Source organism: Nocardia sp. NPDC006044, from assembly GCF_042871115.1.
Taxonomy (GTDB): domain Bacteria; phylum Actinomycetota; class Actinomycetes; order Mycobacteriales; family Mycobacteriaceae; genus Nocardia.
The window spans coordinates 422,779-448,123 of record NZ_JBIAID010000002.1 but is presented as its reverse complement, the minus strand read 5'-3'; the positions used below and the strand labels follow the sequence as shown (position 1 = coordinate 448,123).

27 protein-coding genes and 1 pseudogene are annotated in these 25,345 nt (G+C 68.8%); 14 read left to right on the top strand and 14 right to left on the bottom strand.

Translation table 11 applies throughout. The annotated features are described in order from the left end of the window. Positions 1-201: 201 nt before the first annotated feature. The 8 genes from ACFYO1_RS19775 to ACFYO1_RS19740 all read left to right on the top strand — a co-directional run bounded on the left by ACFYO1_RS19775 (position 202) and on the right by ACFYO1_RS19740 (position 10,794). Positions 202-3,147, top strand: coding sequence for a BTAD domain-containing putative transcriptional regulator (locus ACFYO1_RS19775; RefSeq protein ID WP_387232774.1), 2,946 nt, complete (start codon positions 202-204; stop codon positions 3,145-3,147). 82 nt (positions 3,148-3,229) lie between these two features. Continuing rightward, positions 3,230-3,493: a hypothetical protein gene (locus ACFYO1_RS19770; protein ID WP_387232771.1), complete on the top strand. Its 264-nt coding sequence runs from the start codon at positions 3,230-3,232 to the stop codon at positions 3,491-3,493. 25 nt (positions 3,494-3,518) lie between these two features. Next, on the top strand, positions 3,519-3,752 hold the full coding sequence (locus tag ACFYO1_RS19765) for a hypothetical protein (protein WP_387232768.1): 234 nt from the start codon (positions 3,519-3,521) through the stop codon (positions 3,750-3,752). A gap of 241 nt (positions 3,753-3,993) precedes the next feature. Continuing rightward, complete coding sequence (locus ACFYO1_RS19760; RefSeq protein ID WP_387232765.1) at positions 3,994-5,064, top strand: DUF5336 domain-containing protein; 1,071 nt, start codon at positions 3,994-3,996, stop codon at positions 5,062-5,064. A 206-nt stretch (positions 5,065-5,270) separates the two neighbouring features. Continuing rightward, a complete protein-coding gene (locus ACFYO1_RS19755; protein WP_387232762.1) occupies positions 5,271-6,728 on the top strand; it encodes a DUF6350 family protein in 1,458 nt (485 codons plus the stop codon). A gap of 64 nt (positions 6,729-6,792) precedes the next feature. Beyond that, entirely contained in the window at positions 6,793-7,476 is a 684-nt protein-coding gene (gene purN, locus ACFYO1_RS19750) for a phosphoribosylglycinamide formyltransferase (protein WP_387232759.1), read from the top strand. After that, positions 7,473-9,050, top strand: coding sequence for a bifunctional phosphoribosylaminoimidazolecarboxamide formyltransferase/IMP cyclohydrolase (gene purH / locus ACFYO1_RS19745; RefSeq protein ID WP_387232756.1), 1,578 nt, complete (start codon positions 7,473-7,475; stop codon positions 9,048-9,050). The genes purN and purH overlap by 4 nt, the downstream gene beginning before the upstream one ends. A gap of 181 nt (positions 9,051-9,231) precedes the next feature. Continuing rightward, positions 9,232-10,794, top strand: coding sequence for a family 20 glycosylhydrolase (locus tag ACFYO1_RS19740; protein ID WP_387232754.1), 1,563 nt, complete (start codon positions 9,232-9,234; stop codon positions 10,792-10,794). Between the two features lie 12 nt (positions 10,795-10,806). Here ACFYO1_RS19740 and ACFYO1_RS19735 read toward each other — a convergent pair whose 3' ends face one another. Further along, positions 10,807-11,268 (bottom strand): hypothetical protein, encoded by a 462-nt coding sequence (locus tag ACFYO1_RS19735; RefSeq protein WP_387232751.1) that lies wholly within the window; start codon positions 11,266-11,268, stop codon positions 10,807-10,809. Between the two features lie 212 nt (positions 11,269-11,480). Between ACFYO1_RS19735 and ACFYO1_RS19730 the strand changes: the two genes are divergently transcribed. Next, the gene (locus ACFYO1_RS19730) at positions 11,481-12,047 is read left to right on the top strand and encodes a LysM peptidoglycan-binding domain-containing protein (RefSeq protein WP_387232747.1); all 567 of its coding nucleotides are present in this window, start codon (positions 11,481-11,483) and stop codon (positions 12,045-12,047) included. 73 nt (positions 12,048-12,120) lie between these two features. On the opposite strand, the gene rpsR is transcribed toward ACFYO1_RS19730, so the two are convergent. The 4 genes and pseudogenes from rpsR to rpmB all read right to left on the bottom strand — a co-directional run bounded on the left by rpsR (position 12,121) and on the right by rpmB (position 13,134). Next, the gene (rpsR, locus tag ACFYO1_RS19725) at positions 12,121-12,375 is read right to left on the bottom strand and encodes a 30S ribosomal protein S18 (RefSeq protein ID WP_040738992.1); all 255 of its coding nucleotides are present in this window, start codon (positions 12,373-12,375) and stop codon (positions 12,121-12,123) included. A 32-nt stretch (positions 12,376-12,407) separates the two neighbouring features. Then, positions 12,408-12,712 (bottom strand): annotated as a pseudogene (gene rpsN, locus ACFYO1_RS19720) (30S ribosomal protein S14). A 1-nt stretch (position 12,713) separates the two neighbouring features. Beyond that, positions 12,714-12,884 carry a 50S ribosomal protein L33 gene (rpmG, locus tag ACFYO1_RS19715; protein WP_150402028.1) on the bottom strand — a complete coding sequence of 57 codons (171 nt, stop codon included), beginning with the start codon at positions 12,882-12,884 and terminating at the stop codon, positions 12,714-12,716. Between the two features lie 13 nt (positions 12,885-12,897). Continuing rightward, complete coding sequence (rpmB, locus tag ACFYO1_RS19710; protein WP_150402029.1) at positions 12,898-13,134, bottom strand: 50S ribosomal protein L28; 237 nt, start codon at positions 13,132-13,134, stop codon at positions 12,898-12,900. 104 nt (positions 13,135-13,238) lie between these two features. On the opposite strand from rpmB, the gene mrf reads away from it, so the two are divergent. Genes mrf through rpmF form a run of 3 tightly spaced genes read left to right on the top strand, consistent with a single transcriptional unit; the run spans position 13,239 to position 14,987 of the window. Further along, positions 13,239-14,552: a ribosome hibernation factor-recruiting GTPase MRF gene (gene mrf / locus ACFYO1_RS19705; protein ID WP_387232742.1), complete on the top strand. Its 1,314-nt coding sequence runs from the start codon at positions 13,239-13,241 to the stop codon at positions 14,550-14,552. After that, positions 14,549-14,812 (top strand): type B 50S ribosomal protein L31, encoded by a 264-nt coding sequence (locus tag ACFYO1_RS19700; RefSeq protein WP_387232739.1) that lies wholly within the window; start codon positions 14,549-14,551, stop codon positions 14,810-14,812. The genes mrf and ACFYO1_RS19700 overlap by 4 nt, the downstream gene beginning before the upstream one ends. Before the next feature lies 1 nt (position 14,813). After that, complete coding sequence (gene rpmF, locus ACFYO1_RS19695) at positions 14,814-14,987, top strand: 50S ribosomal protein L32 (protein WP_107659359.1); 174 nt, start codon at positions 14,814-14,816, stop codon at positions 14,985-14,987. Positions 14,988-15,071: 84 nt separating this feature from the next. On the opposite strand, the gene ACFYO1_RS19690 is transcribed toward rpmF, so the two are convergent. The 7 genes from ACFYO1_RS19690 to ACFYO1_RS19660 all read right to left on the bottom strand — a co-directional run bounded on the left by ACFYO1_RS19690 (position 15,072) and on the right by ACFYO1_RS19660 (position 21,729). Next, a complete protein-coding gene (locus ACFYO1_RS19690) occupies positions 15,072-15,296 on the bottom strand; it encodes a hypothetical protein (protein WP_364723029.1) in 225 nt (74 codons plus the stop codon). A gap of 435 nt (positions 15,297-15,731) precedes the next feature. Continuing rightward, positions 15,732-16,751: a glycoside hydrolase domain-containing protein gene (locus ACFYO1_RS19685; RefSeq protein ID WP_387232734.1), complete on the bottom strand. Its 1,020-nt coding sequence runs from the start codon at positions 16,749-16,751 to the stop codon at positions 15,732-15,734. A gap of 55 nt (positions 16,752-16,806) precedes the next feature. Next, entirely contained in the window at positions 16,807-17,565 is a 759-nt protein-coding gene (locus ACFYO1_RS19680) for an MHYT domain-containing protein (RefSeq protein WP_387232731.1), read from the bottom strand. After that, positions 17,562-18,188, bottom strand: coding sequence for an ATP/GTP-binding protein (locus ACFYO1_RS19675; RefSeq protein ID WP_373283749.1), 627 nt, complete (start codon positions 18,186-18,188; stop codon positions 17,562-17,564). Before ACFYO1_RS19675 ends, ACFYO1_RS19680 begins: the two co-directional genes overlap by 4 nt. After that, positions 18,178-18,549, bottom strand: a complete 372-nt coding sequence (locus ACFYO1_RS19670) for a DUF742 domain-containing protein (protein WP_107659355.1) — start codon at positions 18,547-18,549, stop codon at positions 18,178-18,180. Before ACFYO1_RS19670 ends, ACFYO1_RS19675 begins: the two co-directional genes overlap by 11 nt. Positions 18,550-18,556: 7 nt before the next feature. Next, positions 18,557-18,964, bottom strand: a complete 408-nt coding sequence (locus tag ACFYO1_RS19665) for a roadblock/LC7 domain-containing protein (protein ID WP_150402036.1) — start codon at positions 18,962-18,964, stop codon at positions 18,557-18,559. Beyond that, complete coding sequence (locus ACFYO1_RS19660) at positions 18,961-21,729, bottom strand: ATP-binding protein (protein ID WP_387232726.1); 2,769 nt, start codon at positions 21,727-21,729, stop codon at positions 18,961-18,963. Before ACFYO1_RS19660 ends, ACFYO1_RS19665 begins: the two co-directional genes overlap by 4 nt. Before the next feature lie 362 nt (positions 21,730-22,091). Here ACFYO1_RS19660 and ACFYO1_RS19655 point away from each other — a divergent pair, with 362 nt between their 5' ends. Both ACFYO1_RS19655 and ACFYO1_RS19650 read left to right on the top strand, forming a co-directional pair. Continuing rightward, positions 22,092-22,778, top strand: coding sequence for a response regulator transcription factor (locus tag ACFYO1_RS19655; protein ID WP_387232724.1), 687 nt, complete (start codon positions 22,092-22,094; stop codon positions 22,776-22,778). A 9-nt stretch (positions 22,779-22,787) separates the two neighbouring features. Next, complete coding sequence (locus ACFYO1_RS19650) at positions 22,788-24,254, top strand: ATP-binding protein (protein ID WP_387232721.1); 1,467 nt, start codon at positions 22,788-22,790, stop codon at positions 24,252-24,254. Between the two features lie 147 nt (positions 24,255-24,401). Here the strand turns inward: ACFYO1_RS19650 and ACFYO1_RS19645 are convergent, their stop codons facing one another. Both ACFYO1_RS19645 and ACFYO1_RS19640 read right to left on the bottom strand, forming a co-directional pair. Further along, entirely contained in the window at positions 24,402-24,692 is a 291-nt protein-coding gene (locus ACFYO1_RS19645) for a hypothetical protein (protein WP_387232718.1), read from the bottom strand. Between the two features lie 111 nt (positions 24,693-24,803). Beyond that, entirely contained in the window at positions 24,804-25,034 is a 231-nt protein-coding gene (locus tag ACFYO1_RS19640; protein WP_387232715.1) for a hypothetical protein, read from the bottom strand. Positions 25,035-25,345: the final 311 nt, after the last annotated feature.

Sequence of the window (25,345 nt, the reverse complement as noted above, 5' to 3'; positions counted from 1 at the left end):
CGTCATGTGTGGTGGCGGGCTCAGCCAGGGCAGAAGCCGAGCGTCCTGACCAACCACTCGCAGAACTGTTCCATCGGACTCATGGTCGACACCTCCATTTCGTCTCCCGCTATGGATACGAGCCGGCTCGCCGTCTGGTTCACCGCGGCCGCATCGGTATTCGAGGAGACGCGGACGTACCGGACAGGGCATGCTTAGCGCGTGGATGTGCTGGTGTTGGGTCCAGTGCAGGCGTGGGCCGACGGTGTCGCGGTGACCGTCGATCGGCCGCTGGAACGGGCAGTATTGGTGCGGTTGGCCTTGGCGAACCGGGTACCGGTGCCGGATGGACGACTGGCCGAGGATTTGTGGGGGGCCGAGGTCGAGCGGCCGGTGCAGCGGTTGCGCGTGGTGGTGTCGCGCCTGCGGGCCGCGCTCGGGCCGTTGGCGGACGTCATCGGCCGGACGCCCGCGGGTTATCAGGCGACCGTGTCGGCGGCGGATCTGCTGGCCGCGGAGGCGGCGGCGCAGCGGTTGCATACCGCGCGGCGCGGCGGGGACCACGCCGCCGTCGCGGCGGCGGCCAGGGAGGCGCTCGCGCTGTGGCGCGGCCACGCGCTGGCCGACCTGCGGACGATTCCGTTCGCGGCGGCCGAGGGTGAGCGGCTCGATGATTGGCGGCTTTCGCTGACCGTCGCGGGGCTGGAGGCGAACCTCGAACTCGGCGCGGCCGGTGAGGTGGTGACCGAGCTGACCGGGCTGGTCGCGCGGCATCCGTTGCATGAGCCGTTGTCGTGTCTGCTGGCGTTGGCGTTGTATCGGACCGGGCGCCAGGCCGACGCGCTGGAGCGGCTGGCCCGGCTGCGGCGAGCGTTGTCCGAGGAATTGGGGGTCGATCCCGCGCCGGACACCAGCGCGTTGGAACTGCGCATCCTGGACCACGATCCGGCGTTGCGGGCCTCGGTCCCGCGGGTTGTGGCGGAGCGGGCGAAGCCGGCGGCGGCGTCGGTCGAACCGGAACCGCAGTCTCGCCCCGCGCCGCAGGTGTCGGCCCCGATGACCAGCTTCGTCGGCCGGGGCCGCGAATTCGCCACGCTGACAACACGTCTCGCCGCGCCCGGCCTGACCACGGTGGTCGGCGTCGCGGGCAGCGGAAAGTCGCGCCTGGCCGCCGAACTCGCCCGATCGATCGGGCAGTCCGGCCGCCCGGCCGTGCTCGTCGAACTCGCGCCGCTCGGTCGGGCCGAAGACGTATTGCCCGCGGTGGCCGCCGCGCTGGAAGCGGGCGGGTCGGCCGCCGCCGGCTCGATCGATCCGAACGGCCCGCTCCCCGGGATCATCGCCGCCCTCGCCGGCGGCGATGATCGCGAGCGCCCGCTGCTGGTGCTCGACAACGCCGAGCATCTGCTCGGACCGGTCACCGAATTGGTCACGGCCGCAGAAGGTTTCAGCGTTCTCGTCACCTCGCAACAGCCGCTCGGCGTGCCGGGGGAGTCGGTGTATCCGCTCGGCCCGCTGGATCGCAGTGTGGGCGTCGCGCTGTTCATCGAACGAGCCGGCCTGCACGGGCTGGTGACGGCGGCGGAGCGCGACGAGCTGGTCGCGATCTGCGCGGCGGTGGACTGGCTGCCGCTGGGCATCGAGCTGGCCGCCGGTCTCACCAGAACATTGACGATTTCCCAACTCGCCCAACGGATCGACGACCGGGTCCGGCTGCTCGTCGGCGGCGCGCGCGGCGCGGCAGGCGGGCGGCACACCAGTCTGCGGGTCGCACTCGACTGGAGTTACGAACTGCTCGCCGAGCGGGAGCGGGCGGTCTTGCGCAGGCTCGGCGTGTTCGCCGGCGGGTGCACCCTGGAGGCCGCCGAGGCGGTGGTGCCGGACGGCGAGCTGGAGCGCGGCGACGTCGCGCCGGCCATGGCGGATCTGGTGAATCGCAACCTCGTCACGGTGCAGACCGACGGCGCGACAAGACGTTTCACGTTGCTGGAGACGGTCCGGGACTACGCGCTGGCCCGGCTGTCGGAGGCGGACGAGATCGAGCAGCTGCGCGCTCGGCACCTGCTGTGGTGTCTGGACCTGGTGCGCACGATCGGGGCGCCGGATGATTTCGCCGCGGCCGAATCGGTGGCGGCGGTGTTCGCGGAATGGCCGAACATCCTGGCCGCCCTGGAGCGCGCCCCCGGAACACCAAGAGCCACAGATGGTTTGCGGCTCGCGGTGGAGATGCACGTGCCCTGGCTCGCCAGAGCCTGGTTCCGCGAGGCGCAACGGCACTACGCCGCGCTCACCGACGCGGCCGACATCGCCGCGCATGAACTCGCCCAGGCCTTGAGCCACTACGGTTTTCACACCCTGATGACCGGCGATCTCGAATCCGCGGCCGTCCAGCTGGCCAAGGCGGGCGAATTGGCCGCCCCACTCGACGATCCGGAACTCGCGCAGACAGTCCGCTACTACCAGGGCATCGTCGACATCGAACGGTGCAGGCTGCCGGAGGCCGTCGCCCGGCTGCGCGAGGGGGAGCGGCTTGCCGTGCGCGAGACCCAGGGCTCGTCCTTCGCCGACGCACTCGGCACGGCACTGCTGTATTCGGGCGACCCGGCCGAGGCCCTCGCCGCCTACACCCGATCCAGCAAGGTCGACGCGGCTCACGAAGACGAGCACGGCCTCTCCCGCGGGCTGAGCAATCAGGCCAAGGCGCTGCTCGGTCTCGGCCGGGTCGAGGAGGCCCTGGCCGCCGCCGAGGAATCCGACCGCTACGCCCGTCGCCTGGACGATCGGCAGATCCTGCCGCTCAACGACCTCACGCGCGCCGCCGCCGCATTGACCGCGGGCAGTCTCGATGCCGCCGAGTCGTACTGCCGCGCCGCCCTCGCGCACGAGGAGGACGCGACCGGCCTGGCCCGCATCGACCTGGCCGATGTGCTGCTCGCGCAGGGCGATACCGCGGCGGCCAGGCAACTGCTCGACGAGTTCTTCGCGGCCGCGCCCGGCGGCGTGCCGCTGCTGGCCGCCCGCGCGATCTCGGTCACGCTGCTGCGCGCGGAGGGCGACGACGCGGGCGCGCGGGCGCTGCTCGAACAGGTCCGCGCCGAGTTCGCCGCGGCCGGATTCGGCTGGCAGCGCTACACGGATCGGCTGGTCGACCCCGGCCTTCCGGCGTGAGACGCGGATGAAACCGCGCTGAGACGGCCGCCCTGGAGTCTGGTTTTCGCAACGCACCACACCAGAGCAGAAAGCGAAGACCATGACCTCCACCCGCATCGCTGCCGTTCGCGGCGCTACGGCCGCCGCATTGATCGTCGCGGGCCTGTTCGGCACCGGCACTCCCGCGTTCGCGGGTCCGTTCGACAGCGGCTCCGCGATCCCGTCCGCACCCGGCGCCCGCGGGCCCTTCGAGTACGAGTACCAGTGCCTGGCCCGCGGGAACGAGGGCGTCGAGCACGGCGAATGGCCCGACTACGACTGCGTGGGCAGCTACGGCGCCTGGCAGCTCATCCCCCGATACTGATCCGCCCACCACAGAAGGACGAACCATGATGACCAGCACCCGCATCGCCGCGATCGCCGCGGTCACCTTCCTCGGCTTCCTCGGCGCCGGACTCGCCGACAGCGTCGCCTCGGCCGACCCGGCGCCCGGTCGCCTCGGCCCGTACGAGGCGCTCTACACCTGCGAGCGGGAAGGCAATATCGGCATGGAGAACGGTGAATGGGCCGACTACACCTGCGAGGGCGCCCCGGGTTCGTGGCTCATCGTGCCGCGGTACTGATCCGCCCGGTCCAGGCCCGGAGTCCCCGCAACCGCGTGGCTCCGGGCCGAATGCATTCCGGGGAAAGCCCTTCCGAATGGAGGTGCTAGCTGTCGGCAAACCCCCCGCGACCTGGTATGGAAGGGCTGATAAGGCGCTGAGAGGGTCTGGTTGAGGGTGACCTGGACCGATGCGTGCAGTAGCGTCAGGTGCAGATCCAGCAGTTGAAGACCACGTATGACTCGACCTAGGAGACGACGACATGTCATACCCGTCCGGGGGCTCCGGGTACAACACACCCGCGCCCTCCACCTCATCCAGCCAACCTTCGACGGCGGGTGGCGCCAGTTCCGGTGCGAGCGCGACCGGTGCCGAGGCCAAGGGGCTGCCGTTCTTCCTGGTGGTCGGTGTCGCGGCGCTCGGCGTGATCAACTTCCTGCTCGGTTTCCTGCCCTACGTCGGCACCAAGGCGGTCGATTTCGGCGGCGCCCGGGTGGCCAGTAGCGAGACCGCGAGCCTGTTCGAGGCCGGCGGCGCGGCGTTGCTCGGCATCCTGCTGCTCGGCGGGCTGCTCGCCGGCCTGTCGGTGCTGCCCAAGCAGAGCTGGACGGGCGCGGCCGCCGCGGCCTCGGTCGCGGGCTTCCTCGCGCTGCTGCTGCACTCCTTCACGCTTTCCGACGGCATCGAGCTGAAGTGGGGCGCTTACGTCCTGCTGGTGCTGTCCTTCGCGCAGGCCGTGGTCGCGGTGGGCGCGGTGCTGTTCGAGGCCGGCCTGATCAAGGCGCCCGCGCCGCGACCGGCCGCCGCGCCGGCCGCGTTCGGTCAGGGCGGCGGCTATGGCCAGCAGCAACCGGGGGCGTTCGGTCAGAGCCAGCAGGGTTACGGTCAGCAGCCGGGCTACGGCCAGGCACAGCCGGGTCAGCAGGCCTACGGCCAGCAGTCGCCGTACGGTCAGCAGCCCGGTTACGGTGCGGGTCAGCAGGGTTCGCCGTACGGCCAGAGCCAGCCGAGCCAGCCCGCGTACGGCCAGCAGGGCCAGGCCTACGGGCAGCCCGCCTACGGCCAGCAGCCGCCGACCACCGCTTTCGGTGGGGCACAGCAGGCTTCGCCGTACGGTTCGCCGGGTGCCGCGCAGCCGCGTCCGGACGAGGGCGCCACCCAGCACTTCGGTTCCGCGCAGCAGCCGGCCCAGCAGTCGCCGTACGGTTCGTCGAACTACGCGCAGCCGGGCCAGCAGCCCGCGCAGCCGGGCCAGCCGTTCGGCGGCGAGCAGGCGGGCGACCCCGCCAACGACGCGACCCAGGCGTTCCGTCCGTCCGACGACAACAAGTAGCTCTCCTTCCCCCGGCGCGGTTCATGCGGCGCGCCTGACCCGCTCGCGCCGGGGGAGCTGCCACGCTGAATCGTCATGAGTGAGCGTCAGCGAGTGAGTCAGGGATGCCGCGCGCCCGAGCGCACGCCGGCGCCGAGCGTCAGCGAGGCGCGGTCGTGAACTCCGCTCGAAACTCACTCGCGCGCCGGACAGATGGATCTCGCACTGTGCCCGAGCCGCACCCCGAGCCCGAAGGGGCCGGGTTTCTCTCGTTGACGCCGGAGCGCGCCAGGGTCCTCGTCCTGGTCGCCGGTCGTCCGACCACCTACGCACTGACCGCGATCATCGTGCTCGTGCTCGCGACGCTGCTCACCTCGGGCAGCAACCTGGCCGGCACCTCCGGCGCGATCGCCGCGGGATGGCTTGGCGCGCACCAGGTTCCGCTGGTGATCGGCAAGACCTCGCTCGGCCTGCTCCCGCTGCTGCCCACCGCGCTGCTGGTCTGGCTGGCCGGCCGGGAATGCGCCCGCGCCGTCGAACCCGATTGCACGCGCGCCGATCTCGGCTGGATCGTCGGCGCCGCGCTGGCCGGTCCGCTGCTGATCACGGCCATCTGCCTCGCGGTCGCCGAGGACGCGTCCGGCGTCGTCGCGCTGCAACCGCCGAACACGCTCGCCGCGTTCGCCTGGGTGGCCGGGCTGTATCTGCTCGCGGCCCTCGGCGGTATCGCGACCAGGACCCGGCGCGAGGTGTTCGAGCTGCTGCGCCTGCCCGAGTGGGCGATCTCCGGCATGTACGCCGCGGGCCGGGCGATGCTGCGCCTGCTCGGCTGCGCCACCGCGCTCATCGTGCTCTCATTCCTGTTGCACATCCCTAGGATCGGCGACACATACCACAGCGGGGGCAACGCCGCCGGGGTGATCGGACTGACCCTGCTCTCGCTGGCCTACCTGCCGAATCTCGTGGTGTTGGCGGTGGGCGTGCTGGTCGGTTCCAGCGCGCAGATCGGGGTCGCGTCGTTCGGCGTGTTTTCCGTTGTCGGCGGGCCGATTCCGGCCGTGCCGCTGCTGGCCGCGGTGCCGACCGGACCGGCCGCGGGCTGGTGGCCGGTGCTGCTGCTGGTCCCGGCCGCGATCGGCGTGCTGGGCGGACTCGACCTGGCGCGCGGCTCGACCGACCGGATCGGCGCGCCCTGGGCGACGCTGTGCTCGGCCGGTCTGGCGGCCGCCGGGCTGTCGCTGCTCGCCGTGATCGCGGGCGGTGACCTGGGCACGTTCGGGCGGATCGGGCTCGACCTGCCGATCTTCCTGCTGCTCACCTTCGTCTGGCTGGCCGTCCCCGGTTACGCCGGTCTCGCGTTCGCGCGCTGGTTCCTCGTCCCGGTCGGCGCGCCGCCCGGCGACTACGCCGATCCGTACGACGAAGACAACTACTACGACGACGATTACGCGGACGACGACTACTACGCCGACGACGATTACGCGGACAACCGCGACTACTTCGAGGACGACTACGCCGACTACGACGGCCCGGACCTGGAAGTCGCGCTGGACGGCGAACTCGTGGAGGAACAGACCTCGATCGTCACCGTGCGCGCGGCCCACCCGACTACCACACCCGACATCGTCGATGCCGAGGTGGTCGAGGCGGACCTGCCGGAAAGTGACCGGGTCGACGGTCGTTAGGCTCTAACCCGGCGGAGCTCTTCCGTCCGCCATCCGATCGACTCGCAGGAGTAGAGCCCTGAGCTTGCCCACCCCGCCGGCTTCGTCGTCCGCCGACGCCCCGTCGCCCTCGTGGACCCCCGCCGCGGCCCCGGCGACCGTGGTCGTGCTCGCCTCGGGCACCGGCTCACTGTTGCGCGCGCTGCTCGACGCGGCGGCCGGCGACGGCTTCCCGGCGAAGATCGTCGCCGTCGGCGTCGACCGGAACTGCGCGGCCACCGGGCACGCGGACGCCGCGGGCGTCGCGCACTTCAAGGTGGCGCTGAACGACTTTCCCGATCGGGCCGCCTGGGATGCCGCGCTGACCGACGCGGTCGCCGGCTTCGCACCCGATCTCGTGGTCTCCGCCGGGTTCATGAAGATCCTCGGCCCCGCGTTCCTCGACCGGTTCGGCGGCCGGATCATCAACACCCACCCCGCGCTGCTGCCCGCCTTTCCCGGCGCGCACGGGGTGCGCGACGCGCTCGCCTACGGGGTGCGGGTCACCGGCTCGACCGTGCACCTGGTCGACGCGGGCGTCGACACCGGGCCGATTCTCGCGCAGGAGGCGGTGCCGGTGCTGCCCGACGACGACGAGGCCGGCCTGCACGAACGCATCAAGGCGGTGGAACGGCGGCTGCTCGCGGAGGTGGTCGCCGCCGTCGCCACGCGGGGCATTGTTTCCGACGGACGAAAGGCAGTTATCCCAGATGAGCGAGTTATCCGGTGAGTGACCGCAAGGACATCAAGCGCGCGCTGGTGAGCGTGTACGACAAGACGGGGCTCATCGAGCTCGCGACCGGTCTGCACGCCGCGGGCATCGAGCTGGTCTCGACCGGTTCGACCGCGGGCAAGATCGCCGAGGCGGGCATCCCGGTGACCAAGGTCGAAGACCTCACCGGTTTCCCGGAGACCCTCGAGGGGCGGGTGAAGACGCTGCACCCGCGGGTGCACGCGGGCATCCTCGCGGACACGCGCAAGCAGCAGCACCTCGACCAGCTGGTCGAGCTGGGTGTCGAGGCGTTCCAGCTGGTGGTGGTGAACCTGTACCCGTTCACCGAGACCGTGGCCAGCGGCGCGAGCCCGGACGAGTGCGTCGAGCAGATCGACATCGGCGGGCCGTCCATGGTGCGGGCCGCGGCGAAGAACCATCCGTCGGTCGCGGTGGTCGTCGACAGCGGCGACTACGACGAGGTGCTGGGCGCGGTGAAGTCCGGCGGCTTCACCCTGGCCGAGCGGACGGCGTTGGCGGCCAAGGCTTTCCAGCACACCGCGAGTTATGACGTAGCGGTCGCGAGCTGGATGACGTCGGTGCTCGCGCCCGGTGTGGCGGCGCCGGCCGAGGAGAGCGGCGTGCAGTTCCCGGCCTGGCTCGGCGGTACCTGGGAGCGTTCCGCGGTGCTGCGGTACGGCGAGAACCCGCATCAGGCGGCCGCGCTGTACACCAACAACGACGGCAGTCTCGGCCTCGCGCAGGCCCGGCAGTTGCACGGCAAGGAAATGTCGTACAACAACTACACCGATGCCGACGCCGCCTGGCGGGCCGCCTACGACCACACCGCGCCGACCGTCGCGATCATCAAGCACGCCAACCCCTGCGGCATCGCGATCGGCGCCGACATCGCCGAGGCACACCGCAAGGCGCACGCCTGCGATCCGGTGAGCGCGTTCGGCGGCGTGATCGCGGCCAATCGTGAGGTCACCGTGGAGCTGGCCGAACAGGTCGCGGAGATCTTCACCGAGGTGATCGTCGCCCCGGCGTTCGCCGATGGTGCGGTGGAAGTGTTGCAGCGCAAGAAGAATGTGCGCATCCTGATCGCCGAGCCGCCGCGGCGCGCGGGCGCCGAGCTGCGTCCGATCAGCGGCGGCGCGCTGCTGCAGCAGCGCGACATCCTCGATGCCGCCGGCGACGATCCGGCCAACTGGACGCTGGCCACCGGCACCGCGGCCGATGCCGAGACCCTCGCCGATCTCGAATTCGCTTGGCGCGCTTGCCGGGCGGTGAAGTCCAACGCGATCCTGCTCGCGCACGACGGCGCCTCGGTCGGCGTCGGCATGGGCCAGGTCAACCGGGTGGACGCGGTGCAGCTCGCCGTGCAGCGCGCCGGTGATCGAGCCAAGGGCTCGGTCGCGGCCTCGGACGCGTTCTTCCCGTTCCCAGACGGTCCCCAGCAGCTCATCCAGGCCGGCGTCCGCGCGATCGTCCAGCCCGGCGGCTCGGTCCGCGACCAGGAAACCATCGACCTGGCTCGCGAAGCCGGCGTAACCCTCTACCTCACCGGCTCCCGCCACTTCGCCCACTAACACGGCCCCACCCGAACGCCACGCCCGCTACGCAGGCGTGGCGTTCGCCGTTCCCGCACCACATCTGATTTCCCGCACCGAGAATTGCCTGCGATTTTCGGTGCGGGAAATCAGAAGTGGTGCGGCTGCGGGTGTGTGGCGAATGCGTGTGGCGGTGGGGTTGGTTTCGTACAGTGGCCGCATGTCGATTCGTGCGGTGGCTGTCGGTGTGGTGGTGCTGGTTGCCGCCGTGGCAGTGTCGGTCGGTGGGCAGCAGGCGGCGCAGGCGGAGCCTGTGGTGCCGCAGACTGTTCCTTCGTTGAAGGCGTGGAGTCCGGGTGGGGTGGGGTTCTCGCTCGGGACGCATGCGCGGGTGTTGTACGAGGACGGATTGAGCAGCACCGCTGCGGATTTCGCTTCGGCGCTGCGTGCGGTGACCGGTAATGACGTTGTCGTGCAGGCGGGTTCGTCCGGCGGCCCCGGCGACATAGTGCTCAGTACCGGCACCGTGCCGGGAACTCCGGAAACTCCTGAGGCATATCAGATTTCGATCGGCGAAACCCTGGACCTGCGTGGCAATGGCATCGCGGGCGCGTTCTACGCCACCCGATCGGCACTGCAACTCCTGCAGCAACGGACCGTGATACCCGGTGGCACCGCGACGGATTGGCCGCAGTACCGCGAACGCGGTCTCATGCTCGACGTCGGCCGCGAGTTCATGCCGGTCGAACTGCTGCGCGCGCAGATCCGCCGCATGGGCTACCTCAAACTGAACCTGCTGCACCTGCACCTCTCGGACACCTTCGGTTTCCGGCTCGAGAGCGAACGGCACCCGGAAATAACGGCGGCACAGCACTATTCGAAACAAGACATCCGCGACCTGATCGAGTACGCGGCCGGGTATCAGGTCGAGATCCTGCCCGAGGTGGACTTTCCGGGCCACATGAACGGCATCTTGGCCGCGCATCCCGATCTGAAGCTGCGCAGCGCGAGCGGGCGGGTGTCCGACGCCGCCATCGATATCGCGAACCCGCGCGCCTACGACCTGATGCGCGACATCCTCGACGAGTTCCTGCCGCTGTTTCCCGGCCCCTACTGGCATCTCGGCGCCGACGAGTTCCTGCTCGACGGCATCCGGGTCGCGAGCTTCGACGAGTACCCGCAGATCGGCGAGTACGCGCGCGCCGTCTATGGGCCGCAAGCCCAGCCGGTCGACGCCTTCCTCGGCCTGATCAACTGGGGCGCCGACATCGTCCGCGCGCACGGCAAACGCCCGCGTATCTGGAATGACGGACTGCACACCGGCGCGGGCACGCTCGCCCTCGGCCGAGATATCGTCATCGATTACTGGAGCCGGGCGGGCGTCCCGCAACTGCCCCTGCCGTTCTTCGGAAATGCCCGCAGCCCAGCCGATCTCATCGCCTCGGGCCACGAACTCCGCAACGCGTCGTTCACCCCGGCCTATTACGTGGCAGGCGGCCCGACCTCGGCAGGCAACGTGCCGCCGCCCGTCGCCTATCAGATCTGGGATCCGGCACTGTTCGTCGACGGCACCCGCCTGACCCCGGACCAGAACACGCACAACCTCGGCTCGGGTTTGTTCGTCTGGTGCGACGACCCGACCGTGCAGACCCCGGACCGGATCGCCGCCTCGATCACCATGCCGCTGCGGGTGACCGCACAGCAGACCTGGGGTTCACCGCAAGCCGGTAGCTATCTCGAATTCGCGGCACTGGCCGACGCTGTCGGCGAACCTCCGGTGTAGCGTGGTCGCGGCCTACACCGCGCTGAGCACCGGCCGGTTGCCCAAAGATGACTTCAGCGGCAGTTCGAGCGAGCCGAACACCGCGTTCATGGTGCACATCCGGCCCACCGCGTCGGCTCGGGTGCCGGAACGCAGCTCGACGGTGACGGTCGAATCCGTCTCGCGCACAGTGGCGTCCACGCCGTAGCATTCGGGCGTGCCGGTCTGGAAGTTGACCGCGATCCGGTCGTCTGCCAGCCGCGTCCATGAGCTGAACGGCATCGGGCGCGGGCTCACGATGGTCGGGTCGGCGGTGAACTCCCGCCCGCGATTGCCGCCGGTGTCCTCGGTCGGCGTGCTCGGCGCCGCGCTGCTGGTCGTGCTGGTCTTCGGTTGCGGCGCAGCATCATCCGCTCCGCTACACGCTGTAGCGGCGAGGCACCCGAGCACTATGGCAACAGCTGCGGCGGTACGTCCGCCCGACATCCGACTCATGCCGACCACCCTAGTGGGCAATGCCGGGGGCTATCTCACATCGAACATGACACGGCAATAGGACACACCCCACAGTGAACTTTCGGCGAACCATGCGCGTAATACCTCCGTAACCGCCTCCAGACCAGTATCTTCGGGGCCTAGACGCGCGCCTGTGTCTTCGGTGCGTGTCGATTGTCGGATGCTCTTCAGAACCTTCGAAAGGAAGAACCGTGGGCGACACACTGCGCGTTGGTGAAGAACTCGGACTGGGTCAGTCCCTGCAGGGTGGTGCTTACACCCTTACTTTGCAGGACGACGGCAACCTGGTGTTGTCCGAGCCGGACGGAAATGTGGTGTGGTCCACCCTGACTCACGGTCAGAGTGTCGACCGCGCCGTGCTGCAGGACGACGGAAACTTCGTGGTGTACAAGGGCGACGCGGCCGCCTGGTCCACCGAGACCAACGGCAAGGACGCGGACCGGCTGGTCGTGCAGGCCGACCGCAACGTGGTGCTGTACGGCAAGGACGGCAGCGCGCTGTGGGCCTCGAACACCAAGTCGGACAACCCGCTCTCGGCCCCGGAGCCGGAGCCGGTCGCCGAGGCGGCGCCTGCCGCCGAAGAGGTTCCGCCGCCGGCCCCCGAGGTGCGCACCTACACGGTCGAGCCGGGTGACACCCTGTGGGCGATCGCCGAGCGCTTCTACGGTGACGGCAACCGCTACCAGGAGATCGCCAACGCGAGCGGCATCGACAACCCGGACCTGATCAACCCCGGCCAGGTGCTGACCATCCCGTAATTTATTGCGGCGCAAGACAAAACGTGGGACCCCGGCAACATGCGGGGTCCCACGTGTTCGTTCGGGGGTGTGCTTACCGGCTGGTGAAGGGGAGCAGCGCCATCTCGCGGGCGTTCTTCACCGCGACGGCGACCTGGCGTTGCTGCTGCGGCGTGAGCCCGGTGACCCGGCGGCTGCGAATCTTGCCGCGGTCGGAGATGAACGTGCGCAGCAGGTTCACGTCCTTGTAGTCGACCTTCTCGATGCCTGCGGCAATGAGCGGGTTCTTCTTCGGACGGCGGGCCTGTTCGGCGCGTACCTTCTTCGACGGTGCTCGCTTGACTGCCATATACGGATCCTTCGTACGAGAACGGTGGTTGTCTACCAGCTCGATTTGCGCACACCGGGCAACTCGCCCCGGTGCGCCATCTCGCGCACACGCACACGGGACAATCCGAACTTCCGGAGGTGACCGCGCGGTCGTCCGTCGGCGGCGTCCCGATTGCGCAATCGTACCGGACTGGCGTCCCGCGGCTGTCGTCGCAGCTCAGCGTGGGCGTCGGCGCGCACGGCCGCCGGTGTGCCCGGCTTGCGGATGAGTTCTTTCAGTCGGCCCGGCGCTCGGCGTAGCGGGCGACGACGGCCGCGCGTTGAGCGTTGCGGGCGATCTTCGACTTCTTCGCCACCTCAGCGCTCCTCGCGGAAGTCGACGTGCTTGCGCACCACCGGGTCGAACTTGCGCAGCACCATCCGGTCCGGATCGTTGCGGCGATTCTTCCTGGTCACGTACGTGTACCCGGTGCCCGCGGTGGACTTGAGCTTGACGATCGGCCGGAGCTCGGTCGATTTCGATGCCATGGTTTTCTCCTGGTCAGATCTTGTCGCCGCGGGCTCTGATCCGGGCCACCACGGCCTCGATCCCGTCCCGGTCGATGGTCTTGATGCCCTTGGCCGAGACGGTCAGCGTGATCCGCCGGCCCTCGCTGGGCAGGAAGTAGGTCTTGCGCTGGATATTGGGGTCCCAGCGCCGATTCGTGCGCTTGTGTGAGTGCGAGACGGACTTGCCGAACCCGGGCTTGCGCCCGGTGACCTGGCAGTGGGCCGACATGCGGGCTCCCTCCGGTAGATGACAATCATTTTCGACAACGGCTGATCGACAATGTACCGTTGCCTCGACGCAAATGAAAATCGTTATCGAAAGGGGTGCTGTCAGTGCTCGCACCTGAGATCGACCGGCGAACACCGGTCGTGGTGCTCGCCGGATTCGCCGGGCCGGCCGCGGTGGGCGCAGGCCACGCGGCGACCGCGCTGGGTAATGACGCGCCCGGCACCGTCGTCGTCCATCACGATCTCGGTCAGCTGCGCGAGGGCATCGTGCACCGCACGGTGCGCAGCGCGACCTACGAGACCTCGGACGTGCTCGAGCTCGCGCACGGCTGCGTCTCCTGCACGCTGCGCATCGACCTGCTGCCGCTGCTGCGCACGCTCGCGGCGCGGGATTCGGTGCAGCGCATCGTGCTGGCGCTGGATCCGGCGTTCGAGGCCGAGGCGGTCTGCCACGCCATCGAACATGTTGTGGTGGAAGGGATTCTGGGCCGGGTCGATGGACCGGCCGGGCGCGATGTGCGCATCGAGGCGGTACTGACCTTCCTCGATGCCGACGCCTGGCTCGCCGACGCCACCGGCGAGGAGACCCTCGCCGAGCGCGGCCTCGCCAAGGCCGACGACGAGCGCACGGTCGCGCAGGTGGCCGTCGGCCAGGTCGAATTCGCCGATGCCGTAATCGCTTTGGGTGCGGTGGCGCCCGGCGGTGACGTCGATCGCGGCAGGCTGGGCGCGGTGCTGACCCGGCTGGTCCCGGACGCACCGGTGGACTGGGTGGACGATCCACACCTGCTCACCGCGGCCCGTATCGAGGCGCTGCTGGCCAAGATCCCGGCAAACTCCCGCCGCGGCAAGGTATTCGACGCACACGCGCCGCTGCTGCGCGGACAGCCGCCGCTCAGCAGCGATTACGGCGTCACTCTGCTGGAATTCGCCGCGAGCAGGCCGTTCCATCCCGGCCGGCTGCACGAGGCGCTCGACGTGCTCTTCGACGGCGTGGTGACCGCGCGCGGCCGGATGTGGCTCGCCACTCAACCCGAGGAGGTGGCCTGGCTGGAGTCCGCGGGCGGCGGCCTGCGCGTCGGCAGCGCGGGACGCTGGCTGGCCGCGATGTCGGAAACCGAACTGGCGCAGGCGGATCCGGATCGGCGGGCGATGGCCGCACTGCGCTGGGACGACCAGTTCGGTGATCGCGACATCTCGCTGGTGATCCTGGTGCACGACGCCGACCCCAACGAGATCCGCGAGGCGCTGCACTGGGCGCTGGTCGAGGACGACGAACTGCGCCTGGTCGAACGCGCGCCCGAGCGAGTTGCCCTGTGGGAGGACCCGTTCGGCGCCTGGCATGCCGATCCATGCGAGAGCGCCGATGCCGCGTTACCCGTCGAAGACGTGAAAAGCCCGAGAGGAGAAGCGAAATGAAGACAGGAATCCATCCGGACTACCACCCGGTGGTGTTCGAGGACGCGGGCACCGGCAAGCAGTTCCTCACCCGGTCGACCGTGACCAGCGCGCGCACCGTGCAGTGGCCGGACGGCAACACCTACCCGCTGGTGGTGGTCGACGTGACGTCCGACTCGCACCCGTTCTGGACCGGCGCGCATCGCGTGCTGGACAGCCAGGGCCGGGTGGAGAAGTTCGAGCGCAAGTACGGCAAGCGCCCGCGCCGCGGGGAGGGCTGAGATGGCCGTCCCGAAGCGGAAGATGTCGCGGTCGAACACCCGCAGCCGGCGGGCGCAGTGGAAGGCGACGCCGCCGGATCTGGTGCCGGTGACGGTCGCGGGCGTGGTGCACAAGGTGCCGCGGCGGCTGGTCGCGGCGGTGCGGCGCGGACTGATCGACCTCGATCGGCTTTGATCGGAGACCTCGATCGGCTCTGCCCGGTGAGAAACGACGGCGGGCCCGCGGACGATTCCGCGGGCCCGCCGTCGAGGATTCGGCTCAGCCTTCCTTGGCGGCGAGGTCCGCGAGCGTCGCGGCGAGCCGGAAGTACTTGTTGTTGGCCAGATCGGCGATCGTCTTGATCTTGAGCGCGTCCAGCAGCTGCTTGTCGTGCGCCTCGGTGAGACCGGCGAGGGCCGAGGGCGGAGCGGAGAGGATTTCGTTCAGCGACTTGTTCTCGTACGCCTTGTCGAGAGCCTTGTCGAGCACCACGTTGACGGCCATGCGAACTCCTTCGAACGAACCTGAATGTGCGGCGCGAGCGCCATGTGCCAGCCGACGATAACTCGCACGGTGCTGTCGTGGGTGGCGAACGCGCCGGTCGACCGGATCGGCCCGTCCTGGCGGGTTGATGAATAACTTTTCCGCGACACCGGCCCGGGTGGCAATTGATTGGCAACCGCCCTGGTCAGGGCGACGTTGCGACCTCGTGCTCGATGCGATTGCGCCCCGATAACTACGGGGCGAAATACCTACTGTTGGTTGGTTTTTGGTGGTCGGAAAAGTCTCCGCGAAGTGATGCGAACGTGTCCTGACGTCAGTATCCTCGTGCGAGAGGGCGGGTTCTTCCGGTTCCCGGGAGAACCCGCTCATCGCCAAAATCCCGGCCGCGGCACCTCTTCGCCGCCCGTGCGAAACCACTCACCGCACCCGCCGATCTCACCCCGCAGAACGTGAATCCACGGCAGAACTACTGGATGTGTGCTGCGTACCCGCACCCTGACCCGGCAAACCGGGCAAGTCGGGCAAAAGTGCCTCGAGTCGCGCCAACTGCTCACCCACCAACGCCGCCGGCCCCTCGATCAACGACAACGGCCACGGCCAATGCCGGTTGCTCAGCCGCTGCACCTGCGCCGCCAGGTCGGCCGTCGTCGCCTCCAATTCGCTGATCTCGGTGCGCAACTCACCGACCTCGCCCTCCAGCTCGCCGATCCGGGCCAGCGCCGCCGCCACACCGTCCACCAGCGTGCGCGCCGGCCCGTTCGCGTCACCCAGCTGCGGCCAACCGGCGAGGCCGGGTCCGCGCAGCTGGATCTGGATATCGCGCAGCACTGCCTCTTGCTCCGGCGTCACGTCGGCGTCCTCCTGTGCAAAGAAATCCCACTGACCGAAATCGGTCGTCCCGGCCTCGTTCACATCGCAGACCACACCACCGACGACCTGCTGGCGCAAGGTCTGATGGAGATTGCGCCGCGCTTCCACTCTGCCGCCGGACCAGGCGTCGGTCTGCCACGCCCAGCTCGCGCTGCCCGCGTCCAAGGCCCGGCTCACCGGCCAATACCCGCCGTAGATACCGACATTCGCGCGGCCGAGCACCGTCGCCGCGCCATCGAGATAGGCGTTGATCCGCTGCTGATCCTGCGGCGTCACATCGAAATCGGCGGAAAAATAGATCGGCCGATCCGGCCGGCCGCCGCAGCGCAGCACCTGCGCCAGGCCCGCACGCGCGTCCACCACGCCGGCACCATAACCGTCCAGCATGCGCGTCGCGGTGGTCTCCCAGTTCGCCGCGATCGACACCCCGTTGGCGCGTAGATCATCGGCCTCGGCCGGGGTCAGCAACTTGCCGGGCAAGCTGACGCCGCCGTCGGACAGATACCGGACGACGAAGTCGAAACCCGCCGCGCGGATGGCCGCGCCGCCCGGACGTGCCGCGGCGTAGTCCAGACCGAAACGCATGTCTCTCACTGTAAATCGAGGGATTACCGCGGCAGGGCCGAACCGGCGCCGCGGCTCAGAACGCGGAGTTCGGCGCGGGCACCCGCACCGGCGCCGAGGTGCGCCGGTCCGGCGCGATCAGGATCGCGCTGATCGGGATGGCCAGCGACAGCATGCCGAGCACGAACGCGGGCACGAAGAAGCCGAACAGGTCCTCACCCGGCGGCGTCGAATTGGCCGTGGCCAGATGGACTTCCACGCCCACCAGATCGGTGTAGTGCATGCCCGCGATCCCGGCGGCGAACACCAGCGCCGCCGCGGTCAGCAGCGGCAGCGGCCGTTGCGGCTGGGTGAACCACAGGGTGGCCAGCGCGAGCACGATCGCGATCGCCACCGCGCCGGCGAACAGCCACGGCTGGATGGAGATCGAACCCTGAATGTGCATGGCGTCCAAGGCCAGATAGTGCATCAGGCCGAACCCGCCGCCCATCACCACCCCGGCGCCGATCAGGCGCGCGATGTGCAGCGTCCGGCCCATCAGCACCAGCGCCGCCCACACCGCGACGATCGAGATCACCGCCGCCGCAGCGACACTCCACACGTCGTAGCGAACCAGGCTGCCCGGCACCGTGACCCCGAGCATCGAGACGAACACGGGTAGCCAGACCCCGATCCCGCCGATCGAGATCGCCGCCGACGCCTGCCACACCACCCGGAACTTCGGCGTCACCGATTTCGTCGACTGCCGGATGCAACTGAACCCGACCAGCGCGCCGACCAGCGAGACCGCGATCGACAACCCGATGATCCAGTAGCCCATGGAGAAGTAAGTCAAAGTACCGCCTGTTCCCGTTCCTGCGCGGCGAGGCGCTGAATGGCGTACTCGGTCACCGCGGCCAGCGACTGGCGCACCTCGTTGGCGTTGCGCGCGTCGATGTCGACGATCGGCACGCTCTCGCGCACCGCGAGCGCCTCGCGCAGTTCGGCGATCGGGAAGCGGGGCGCGTTCGGGAAGCGGTTGACCGCCACCAGGAACGGCAGCTGCCGCGCTTCGAAGAAGTCGACCGCCGCGAAGCTGTCCTCCAGCCTGCGGGTGTCGATCAGCACCACCGCGCCGATCGCGCCGCGGATCAGGTCGTCCCACATGAACCAGAAGCGCCGCTGACCCGGGGTGCCGAACAAATACAGCGCCAGGTTGCCCGGCAGGATGATCCGGCCGAAATCCATGGCGACCGTGGTGGTTTCCTTCTCCGGCGTCTCCGCGAGATCGTCGATACCGTCGGAGAACCGGGTCACCATGGCCTCGGTCCGCAGGGGAACGATCTCGGACACCGCGCCGACAAATGTTGTCTTACCTACCCCGAAACCACCCGCGACCACGATCTTCGTGGACGCGGTCCGGTTGTCCCCGTCGGCCTGGCCGGGGTTGGTGTCGGGCCCGATTTTCTTATAGGGCACGGAGTCCACGCAAAGTCCTCTCCATCAAAGAACGGCGCTCGTCGAAACTCGCCTCGTCAGTCAGTGTCGAATGCAGACGCACAATGCCGTCGACCACGAGGTCACCGATCATCACCCGGATCATGCCGAGCGGACGATCCAAGTGAGCGGCGATCTCGGCAACAGAAAGCCGATGTGTGCCGAGCCTAAGGATATCCGTGCGGACATCACCGGTTGGCCAGTCGAGATGCGCAGTGTAGGACAGGGTCTCGATAACGGCTTCCAGCGGAAGGTCGACCGCCGGCTCGGTACGCCCCGAGGTCAGGGCATACGGTCGCACGCGCGTGGTCGGTCGTGGTCCAGGTCCGTAGGGATTGGACATCTCCCGCTCAAACCGCGGTACGCGCGGTGGCGGTGACCACCGTGCCGACCCGGTCGACCAACAGCGCCATCTCGTAGCCGATCCGGCCGATGTCGTGCGACTTGTTGGCGAGCACCGCCAGGTGAGATCCGTTGCCCACACTCATAACCAGCAGATAGCCACGCTGCATCTCGACGATCGACTGCATCACCTTTCCGCCGTCGAACAAAGACGCCGCGCCCATCGACAGACTGGCCAGGCCGGCGGTGACGGCCGCGAGCTGCTCGGCCCGGTCGGACGGCAGGTGCGGACTGGTCGCCTGGAGCAGGCCGTCGGCCGAGACCAGCACCGCGTGGGACACGCCGGGCACGTCCCGGGTGAATCTGGCGACCAGCCAGTTCAGGTTCTCATCCGTGGTGCTGTTCGCGTCTGTCATGCAAGCCCTCCGTCGTCGTACTGCGCATTGGCCCGCCCGCTGCGGACCCCACTGAGATGCCTGGTCAGGTTGTTCCGAATCTCCTCGGGATCACGGGCTCCCGATTCGTCTGCCTGCGCCAAGCCGCCGGGGACCAGTTGCGCGCCCGGCGTTCGGATAGGAAGTCCACCGCTGGTGCGGCCGGTCGGCGTCGGATGGGTCGCCTCTTCGGCGGCCGACCAGCCCACGTCGGCGGGCGAGGTCCAGGTGGTCTCCGCGGTCTGCGAGGTCGCGGGCTCGACCAGCCATTCCGACACCATGCGTTGATAGATCGGGGTCGGCGAGGCGCCGGCCACCGGCTGCAACCGGGACGAGGTCGCCAGCGCGGGCTCAGTGGCCCGAGGCGGGGCGGGCTCGGGTTCCGGCACCGCGGCCGGTCGCCGGATGGGCAGGCCGGAGCGCGAGGTGGTGCGCGACGGTTCGCGCGACACGGTCGGCGGTTCGGCCTCGCGCGGCACCCGCTGCTGGGGGACGGTCAGTTCCGGCTCCGGGTCTTTCGCCTCGGGCTTGGCCCAGAACCCGGTCGGCCGCTCCTCGTCGGCCGGACGACTCGGACCGCTGTTGGCGCCGCCGGTCGTCGGCGGCCCGAAGGGGGAGCGGTCGTCGGTCGGGGTGTTGATCGACCACGGCTCGGTCGGCGGCTGCGAATCGGAATCGGTGTCCGGGGTGTTGGTCCGGCCGGGCACCGAGACGGCGGGCTGCCCGGGCGGCTCGGCCACCCGGATCGCGGGCCTGCGCTGCGGCAGGCCGCTGCTGGACACCTCGAACCGCGGCGAATTGTGCTGCGGCAGGCTCGGTACCGGCACCAGGTTGCGCGGCTGCGCGGGCAGTTCGTAGTCGCCGGTCAGCTCCAGCGGCTTGCCGGTCGGGTCGGTGGCGTCCAGCGGCGGCGCGACCAGCGCGCCGGGCAGGTGCACGCTCGCGGTGACGCCGGGCTGCTGCGCGGTGGTGGAGGTGCGGCGCAGGCTGGCGGTGATGGTGTGCCGTTTCGCCAGCCGGCCGACCACGAAAAGACCCATCCGGCGCGCGGTTTCGACGGTGACCTCGCCACCGGAGCTCAGCCGGTCGTTGATCGCGCGCAGGTCCTCGGTGGACATGCCCAGGCCGCGGTCGATGATCTCGATCAGATAGCCGCCGTCGACGGCGCGCGCCACCGACAACGTGACCGGCGTGGTCGGCGGCGAGTAGCGCAGCGCGTTGTCGATCAGCTCGGCGAGCAGGTGCTCGATGTCGATGGCGGGCTCGCCGGCCACGATGCCGTCCGGGACCGCGCCGATCTCGACCCGCTGGTAGTCCTCGACCTGCGAGACCGCGCTCCAGAGCATGTCGGAGAGCTGAACCGGGTGCAGCTGGCCGCGGCGCAGCGCCGTGCCGGCCAGCACCAGCAGGTTGTCGCCGTTGCGGCGCATGCGGGTGGCCAGGTGGTCGAGGCGGAACAGGCTTTGCAGGCGTTCGGTGTTGTCCTCGTCGTGCTCGAGGTCCTCGATGAGCGCCAGCTGCTGCTCGACCAGCGATTGGCTGCGCCGCGAGAGCGTCTCGAACATGCTGCCGATCTGCACCCGCAACCGGGCCTGCTCGGCGGCCAGGTGCAGCGAGGCCTGGTGGATGTCGTCGACCGCGCGGGCCAGCTGGCCGATCTCCTCGGTGGTGCGGATATCGACCGGGGTGATCTTCGGCGTCGCGCCGCCGGTGCGCACCACCTCGATCTCGTTCGGCAGATCGACGTGCGCGACCTGGAGCGCGTCGTGGCGCAGGCGGCGAATCGGCACCACCAGCGAGCGGGCGACGCCGAGCGCGAGGGCCAGGCCGGCGAGCAGCGTGGTGATCACGATCGCGACGTCGCGCAGCACGGCGCTGCGCAGTTCGATGGTCCGGTCGGCGAGCTTGTCGTCGATCGTGTTCAGCAGCACGGTGGTCGCCTGGCGGTAGGCCTCGGAACTGGTGCGCAGCGAATCGGTGATCACCGCGTTGCTGCCCAGGCTGTTCGGGCTCTGGCTCAATGCGCCGATGCGCGTCTGCACCTGATCGATCAGGACCTGCGCGTTGGTCGCCGAGGACGGGCTCATCTGCGGATAGGAGTAGGTGAGCATCATTTCCGCGCCGAGCGTGGTCAGCATGCCTGCCAGCGCGGCCGGGTTGTTACCGCCGCTGGCCGTCGCGGACATGATCTGCTCCTGGGTGAGCAGGCGCGAGGCGTTGGTCATCAAGCCCAGCTGCAGGAAGTAGCGCTGGATGACGATCTCTTCGATCGAGGAGGAGACCGAGATCGCGGTGATGATGCGGGTGCCGACCTCGTCGACCTGGCCGCCGATGGTCGCGGGGGAGGAGGTGCGCAGTCCGTTGCGCATGGTCCGGGCGACCGCGATGGCGGCAGGCAGTTCCTTGGTGGTGCTGTCGTCGACCTTCTTCGTCCGCAGCGCGGTTTCCAGATCGATGGCCGACTGGTCGAACTTGGCCGCGACCGTATCGATCGGGTCCTCCGGCCTGGCGTTGACCGCGGCGATCGCGAGTTGCTCGGTGGCCTGGCTGAATTCGAGGATCGGGCGCAGGATACGGGCCTGCTCGGTAGCCGCGTCGAGCTTCGAGATCACCCCGAGCTCGTCCTTGATCCGCAGTCCGGCGAAGGCCGAGGCGAGCAGCACCGGCAGCAACAGCACGATGCCGACCTTGCGCGTGACCGACATGTTGGACAGGCTGAATTGCCAGGAACGCGGTGCAGCTTCCATTCCGCTTCCGTCGCCTCCACTTCGCGCATGGTCCCCGAATGGTGGCTGTCTTGGAGCTGTCTGGATCAACCCGCCGAGAACCAACTCAAGGTCTTCTTTTTACCGCACGGAACATACCGTGCTGACTGGCCGTCGGCAATCCGAGGCACCAGGTCTGCTCGTGGCCGAATATGGCTACGCGGAACAGGTTTCGCGTTGTAAGAGTTTCTGAGTCTACATAGTTCCTGGACGACTGATCTATACGGCGGAAGATCGCGGATAGCTGATCGGGTGCTGGCCTCCGGCGGCCGGGCGGACGCGGACGCGGCGTGTCGAGCGTCCCCTCTCAGTTACCTCTCAGTCGATACGGTCAAACTGGTCGCATGCGCATTCTGGTAGTCGACGACGATCGCGCCGTCCGCGAGTCTCTGCGCCGGTCACTGACCTTCAACGGGTACTCCGTCGACCTCGCGGTGGACGGGGTCGACGCGCTCGACAAGGCGACGAGTCAGCGACCGGACGCGTTGGTGCTCGACGTGATGATGCCGCGGATGGACGGTCTCGAGGTCTGCCGGCGCCTGCGCAGCACCGGTGACGATCTTCCGATTTTGGTTTTGACGGCGCGGGATTCGGTGTCCGAGCGGGTTGCCGGACTCGATGCGGGTGCCGACGACTATTTGCCGAAACCGTTCGCGTTGGAAGAATTGCTCGCGCGTTTGCGTGCGCTACTGCGACGCACAACCGCCGATGCCGGCGAGGTTTCCGAGGCAATGACGTTCGCCGATTTGTCGCTGGATCCGGTGACCCGCGAGGTTTCTCGGGGTGAACGCGGGATCAGTCTCACCCGCACCGAGTTCTCGCTGCTGGAAATGCTGATGGCGAATCCGCGCCGGGTGCTCACCCGCAGCCGCATCCTGGAAGAGGTCTGGGGATACGACTTCCCGACCTCCGGCAACGCGCTCGAGGTGTACATCGGCTATTTGCGCCGCAAAACCGAGGCCGAGGGCGAATCCCGGCTCATCCACACCGTTCGCGGCGTCGGTTACGTGCTGAGGGAGACGCCCCCGTAGGGGAAGGCCATGGCACGCACAGTTCCCAAGCGGCCCGTGGTCGCCGGGCTCGGGCAACGTCCGCCGCAGCGGCCGCCCGACCCGGCCGAGATGCGGCCCCCGATCCCACTCACCCGTTCGGTGTCGTTGCGCTGGCGGGTGACGCTGCTCGCCGCGTCCGTGGTGGCGATCGCCGTCGCGGTGACCTCGATCGCGGCCTACGCGCTGGTCGCGCGGGCGTTGTACGCGAATGTCGATACCGAACTGCGCAGCCGGGCCAGCGCGGTGATCGCCAGTAATCCGTACGGATTCAATCTGCAGAACCTGGTGCTGGCCACCGCGTTCTATCCGGATACCGGCATCGCGCTGATCTTTCCGGACATCGGCCCGTACTCGCCGCCGCAGGCGACCGAGCCGCCGGTCGGCAGTCAGGAGATGGCGGTCTTCCACGGCGAGCTGAATTCGTCGTTGCGCACGGTCGCCAATCAGCGCGTGCTCGCGTTGCGCACGAATCAGGGTGCGACGTTGGTGATCTCGCAGCGGCTGGAGCCGACCCGGAACGTGCTGGATCGCCTGGCCTGGCTGTTGTTCGTGGTCGGCGGTTGCGGCGTGGTGCTGGCCGCCGCGGCGGGTACCGCGGTGGGGCGCACCGGTTTGCGGCCGATCGGCCGGTTGACCGCGGCCACCGAGCGGATCGCGCGCACCGACGACCTGACGCCGATCCCGGTGACCGGCGACGACGAATTGGCCAGGCTCACCGAGAGTTTCAACACGATGCTGCGCGCGCTGGCCGAATCCCGGGACCGGCAACGCAGATTGGTCGCCGACGCCGGGCACGAATTGCGGACGCCGCTCACGTCGTTGCGGACCAACACCGAATTGCTGATGGCGTCGAGCAGGCCGGGCGCGCCGCGCATTCCGGACGAGGACATGGCGGAGCTGCGTTCGGATGTGATGGCGCAGATCGAGGAGCTGTCCAACCTGGTCGGCGATCTGGTCGACCTGGCTCGCGAGGACGCGCCCGAAACCGTTTATGAGCGAGTCGATCTCGGCGAGGTGGCCGAGCGCGCGCTGGAGCGGGCCCGGCGGCGGCGCGGATCGGTGGAGTTCGTTTCGGCGATCCGCCCGTGGTTCGTCTACGGGCACGAGGCCGGCTTGGAGCGGGCGATCCTCAATGTGCTCGACAACGCCGCGAAGTGGAGCCCGGCCGGCGCCCAGGTCTATGTCGAGATGCGCGAGACCGGGCGGGGTCTGCTCGAGCTGACCGTCGACGACGCCGGGCCGGGTATCCCGCCGGGTGAGCGGGAGCTGGTGTTCGAGCGGTTCTATCGGACCACCGCATCGCGGTCGATGCCCGGTTCGGGGCTCGGCTTGGCGATCGTCAAGCAGGTCGTGACGAAGCATGGCGGCACGATCACCATCGAGGCGTCCGGACGGGGCGGGGCGCGAATCCGGATCGTCCTGCCGGGCGAGGCCGGGCGACCTGTGGAGGGCTGAGGCGTTCGGCAGCCTGCGGGTGCGGCCGGTTAGCCGGCCGCACCCGTGGCGTCGGATCGGTCAGCGGATAGCGCAGCGTCGATGAGTGTGCTGTGCTTTCCGCCGGAAATCGGTAGTGCCAAATTTGTGCAGGAATAGTCCTGCGGATCAGAGCGGTCGGCAGTTCCGTACTTGCCCACCGGGCAATATGTGTGTTGCCTTTTCGGCTGCCCAATTGATGGCCGCCTGCTCGGCTTCTGCATAGGTATCGCCGTAGCCGGGCCCCTGAATGGTTCCCGCATTGTCGACCGTCGAACTGTAGACGTCGCAGATGATGCCGACCTCGACCTGAGCCGACGCGATTCCCGCGCCGATGGATCCGGTCAGGGCAAGGCAAGCGCAATCGGTGCGATGGCCTGCTGAATCCGGTAACTGTGGACTTTCATGATTCCCCTCCATGACGCCGAATCGGCCCTCGGCGACTGCCCGGGGGCGGCGCGAAAGGTGTCGGATCGGCGGCTAGATCTGCCTGTAGATGCCCTTATGGGTCGTCGCCGTGCGGGCCCGGTGCTACACGTCGTACGTGGGGTACCAGTACCCGTGCTCACCCTGTACGCAGTATGCGGTCCACGGATTCTCCGCTTCGCAGAATTCCTTGGTCAAGTACGGGGTCGGCGGCGGCCAGGCCAGGTTGGTTACCGATCCGATTTCTGTGGCATTCGGCGTGAGCGACTGCGCATGCGCAGCACCGGCCGAGAGTCCGGAGATAATCAAGGCTGCCGCTGCGAGTTTGATCAACATAACGAAATCCCCTCCTGGAGTTTGTTTCGGCTCGATTGAAGTGAGCTGCCTCGAGCTTAAAGGGCGGCTCGCGGCGGCAATGGATTTCCGTACGTGCAGTCAGATGAATGGCAGCGCAGATCTATGCCATTAGTTTGCGGCAGGACGGCAATCCGACGAATCGACGAGTCGATTCGAGTTGCTAGCCGGAAGCTGTTCGCTCGGAGTGGGTCGCAGGCCGCTACGCCAGGATGGCAGGCGCGCGGCAGCCCGGATGCGTAACCTGTTGCCTGGAAGGTGCGTGGCCGGGGTTCGTGCGGCCGCGGCGAGAC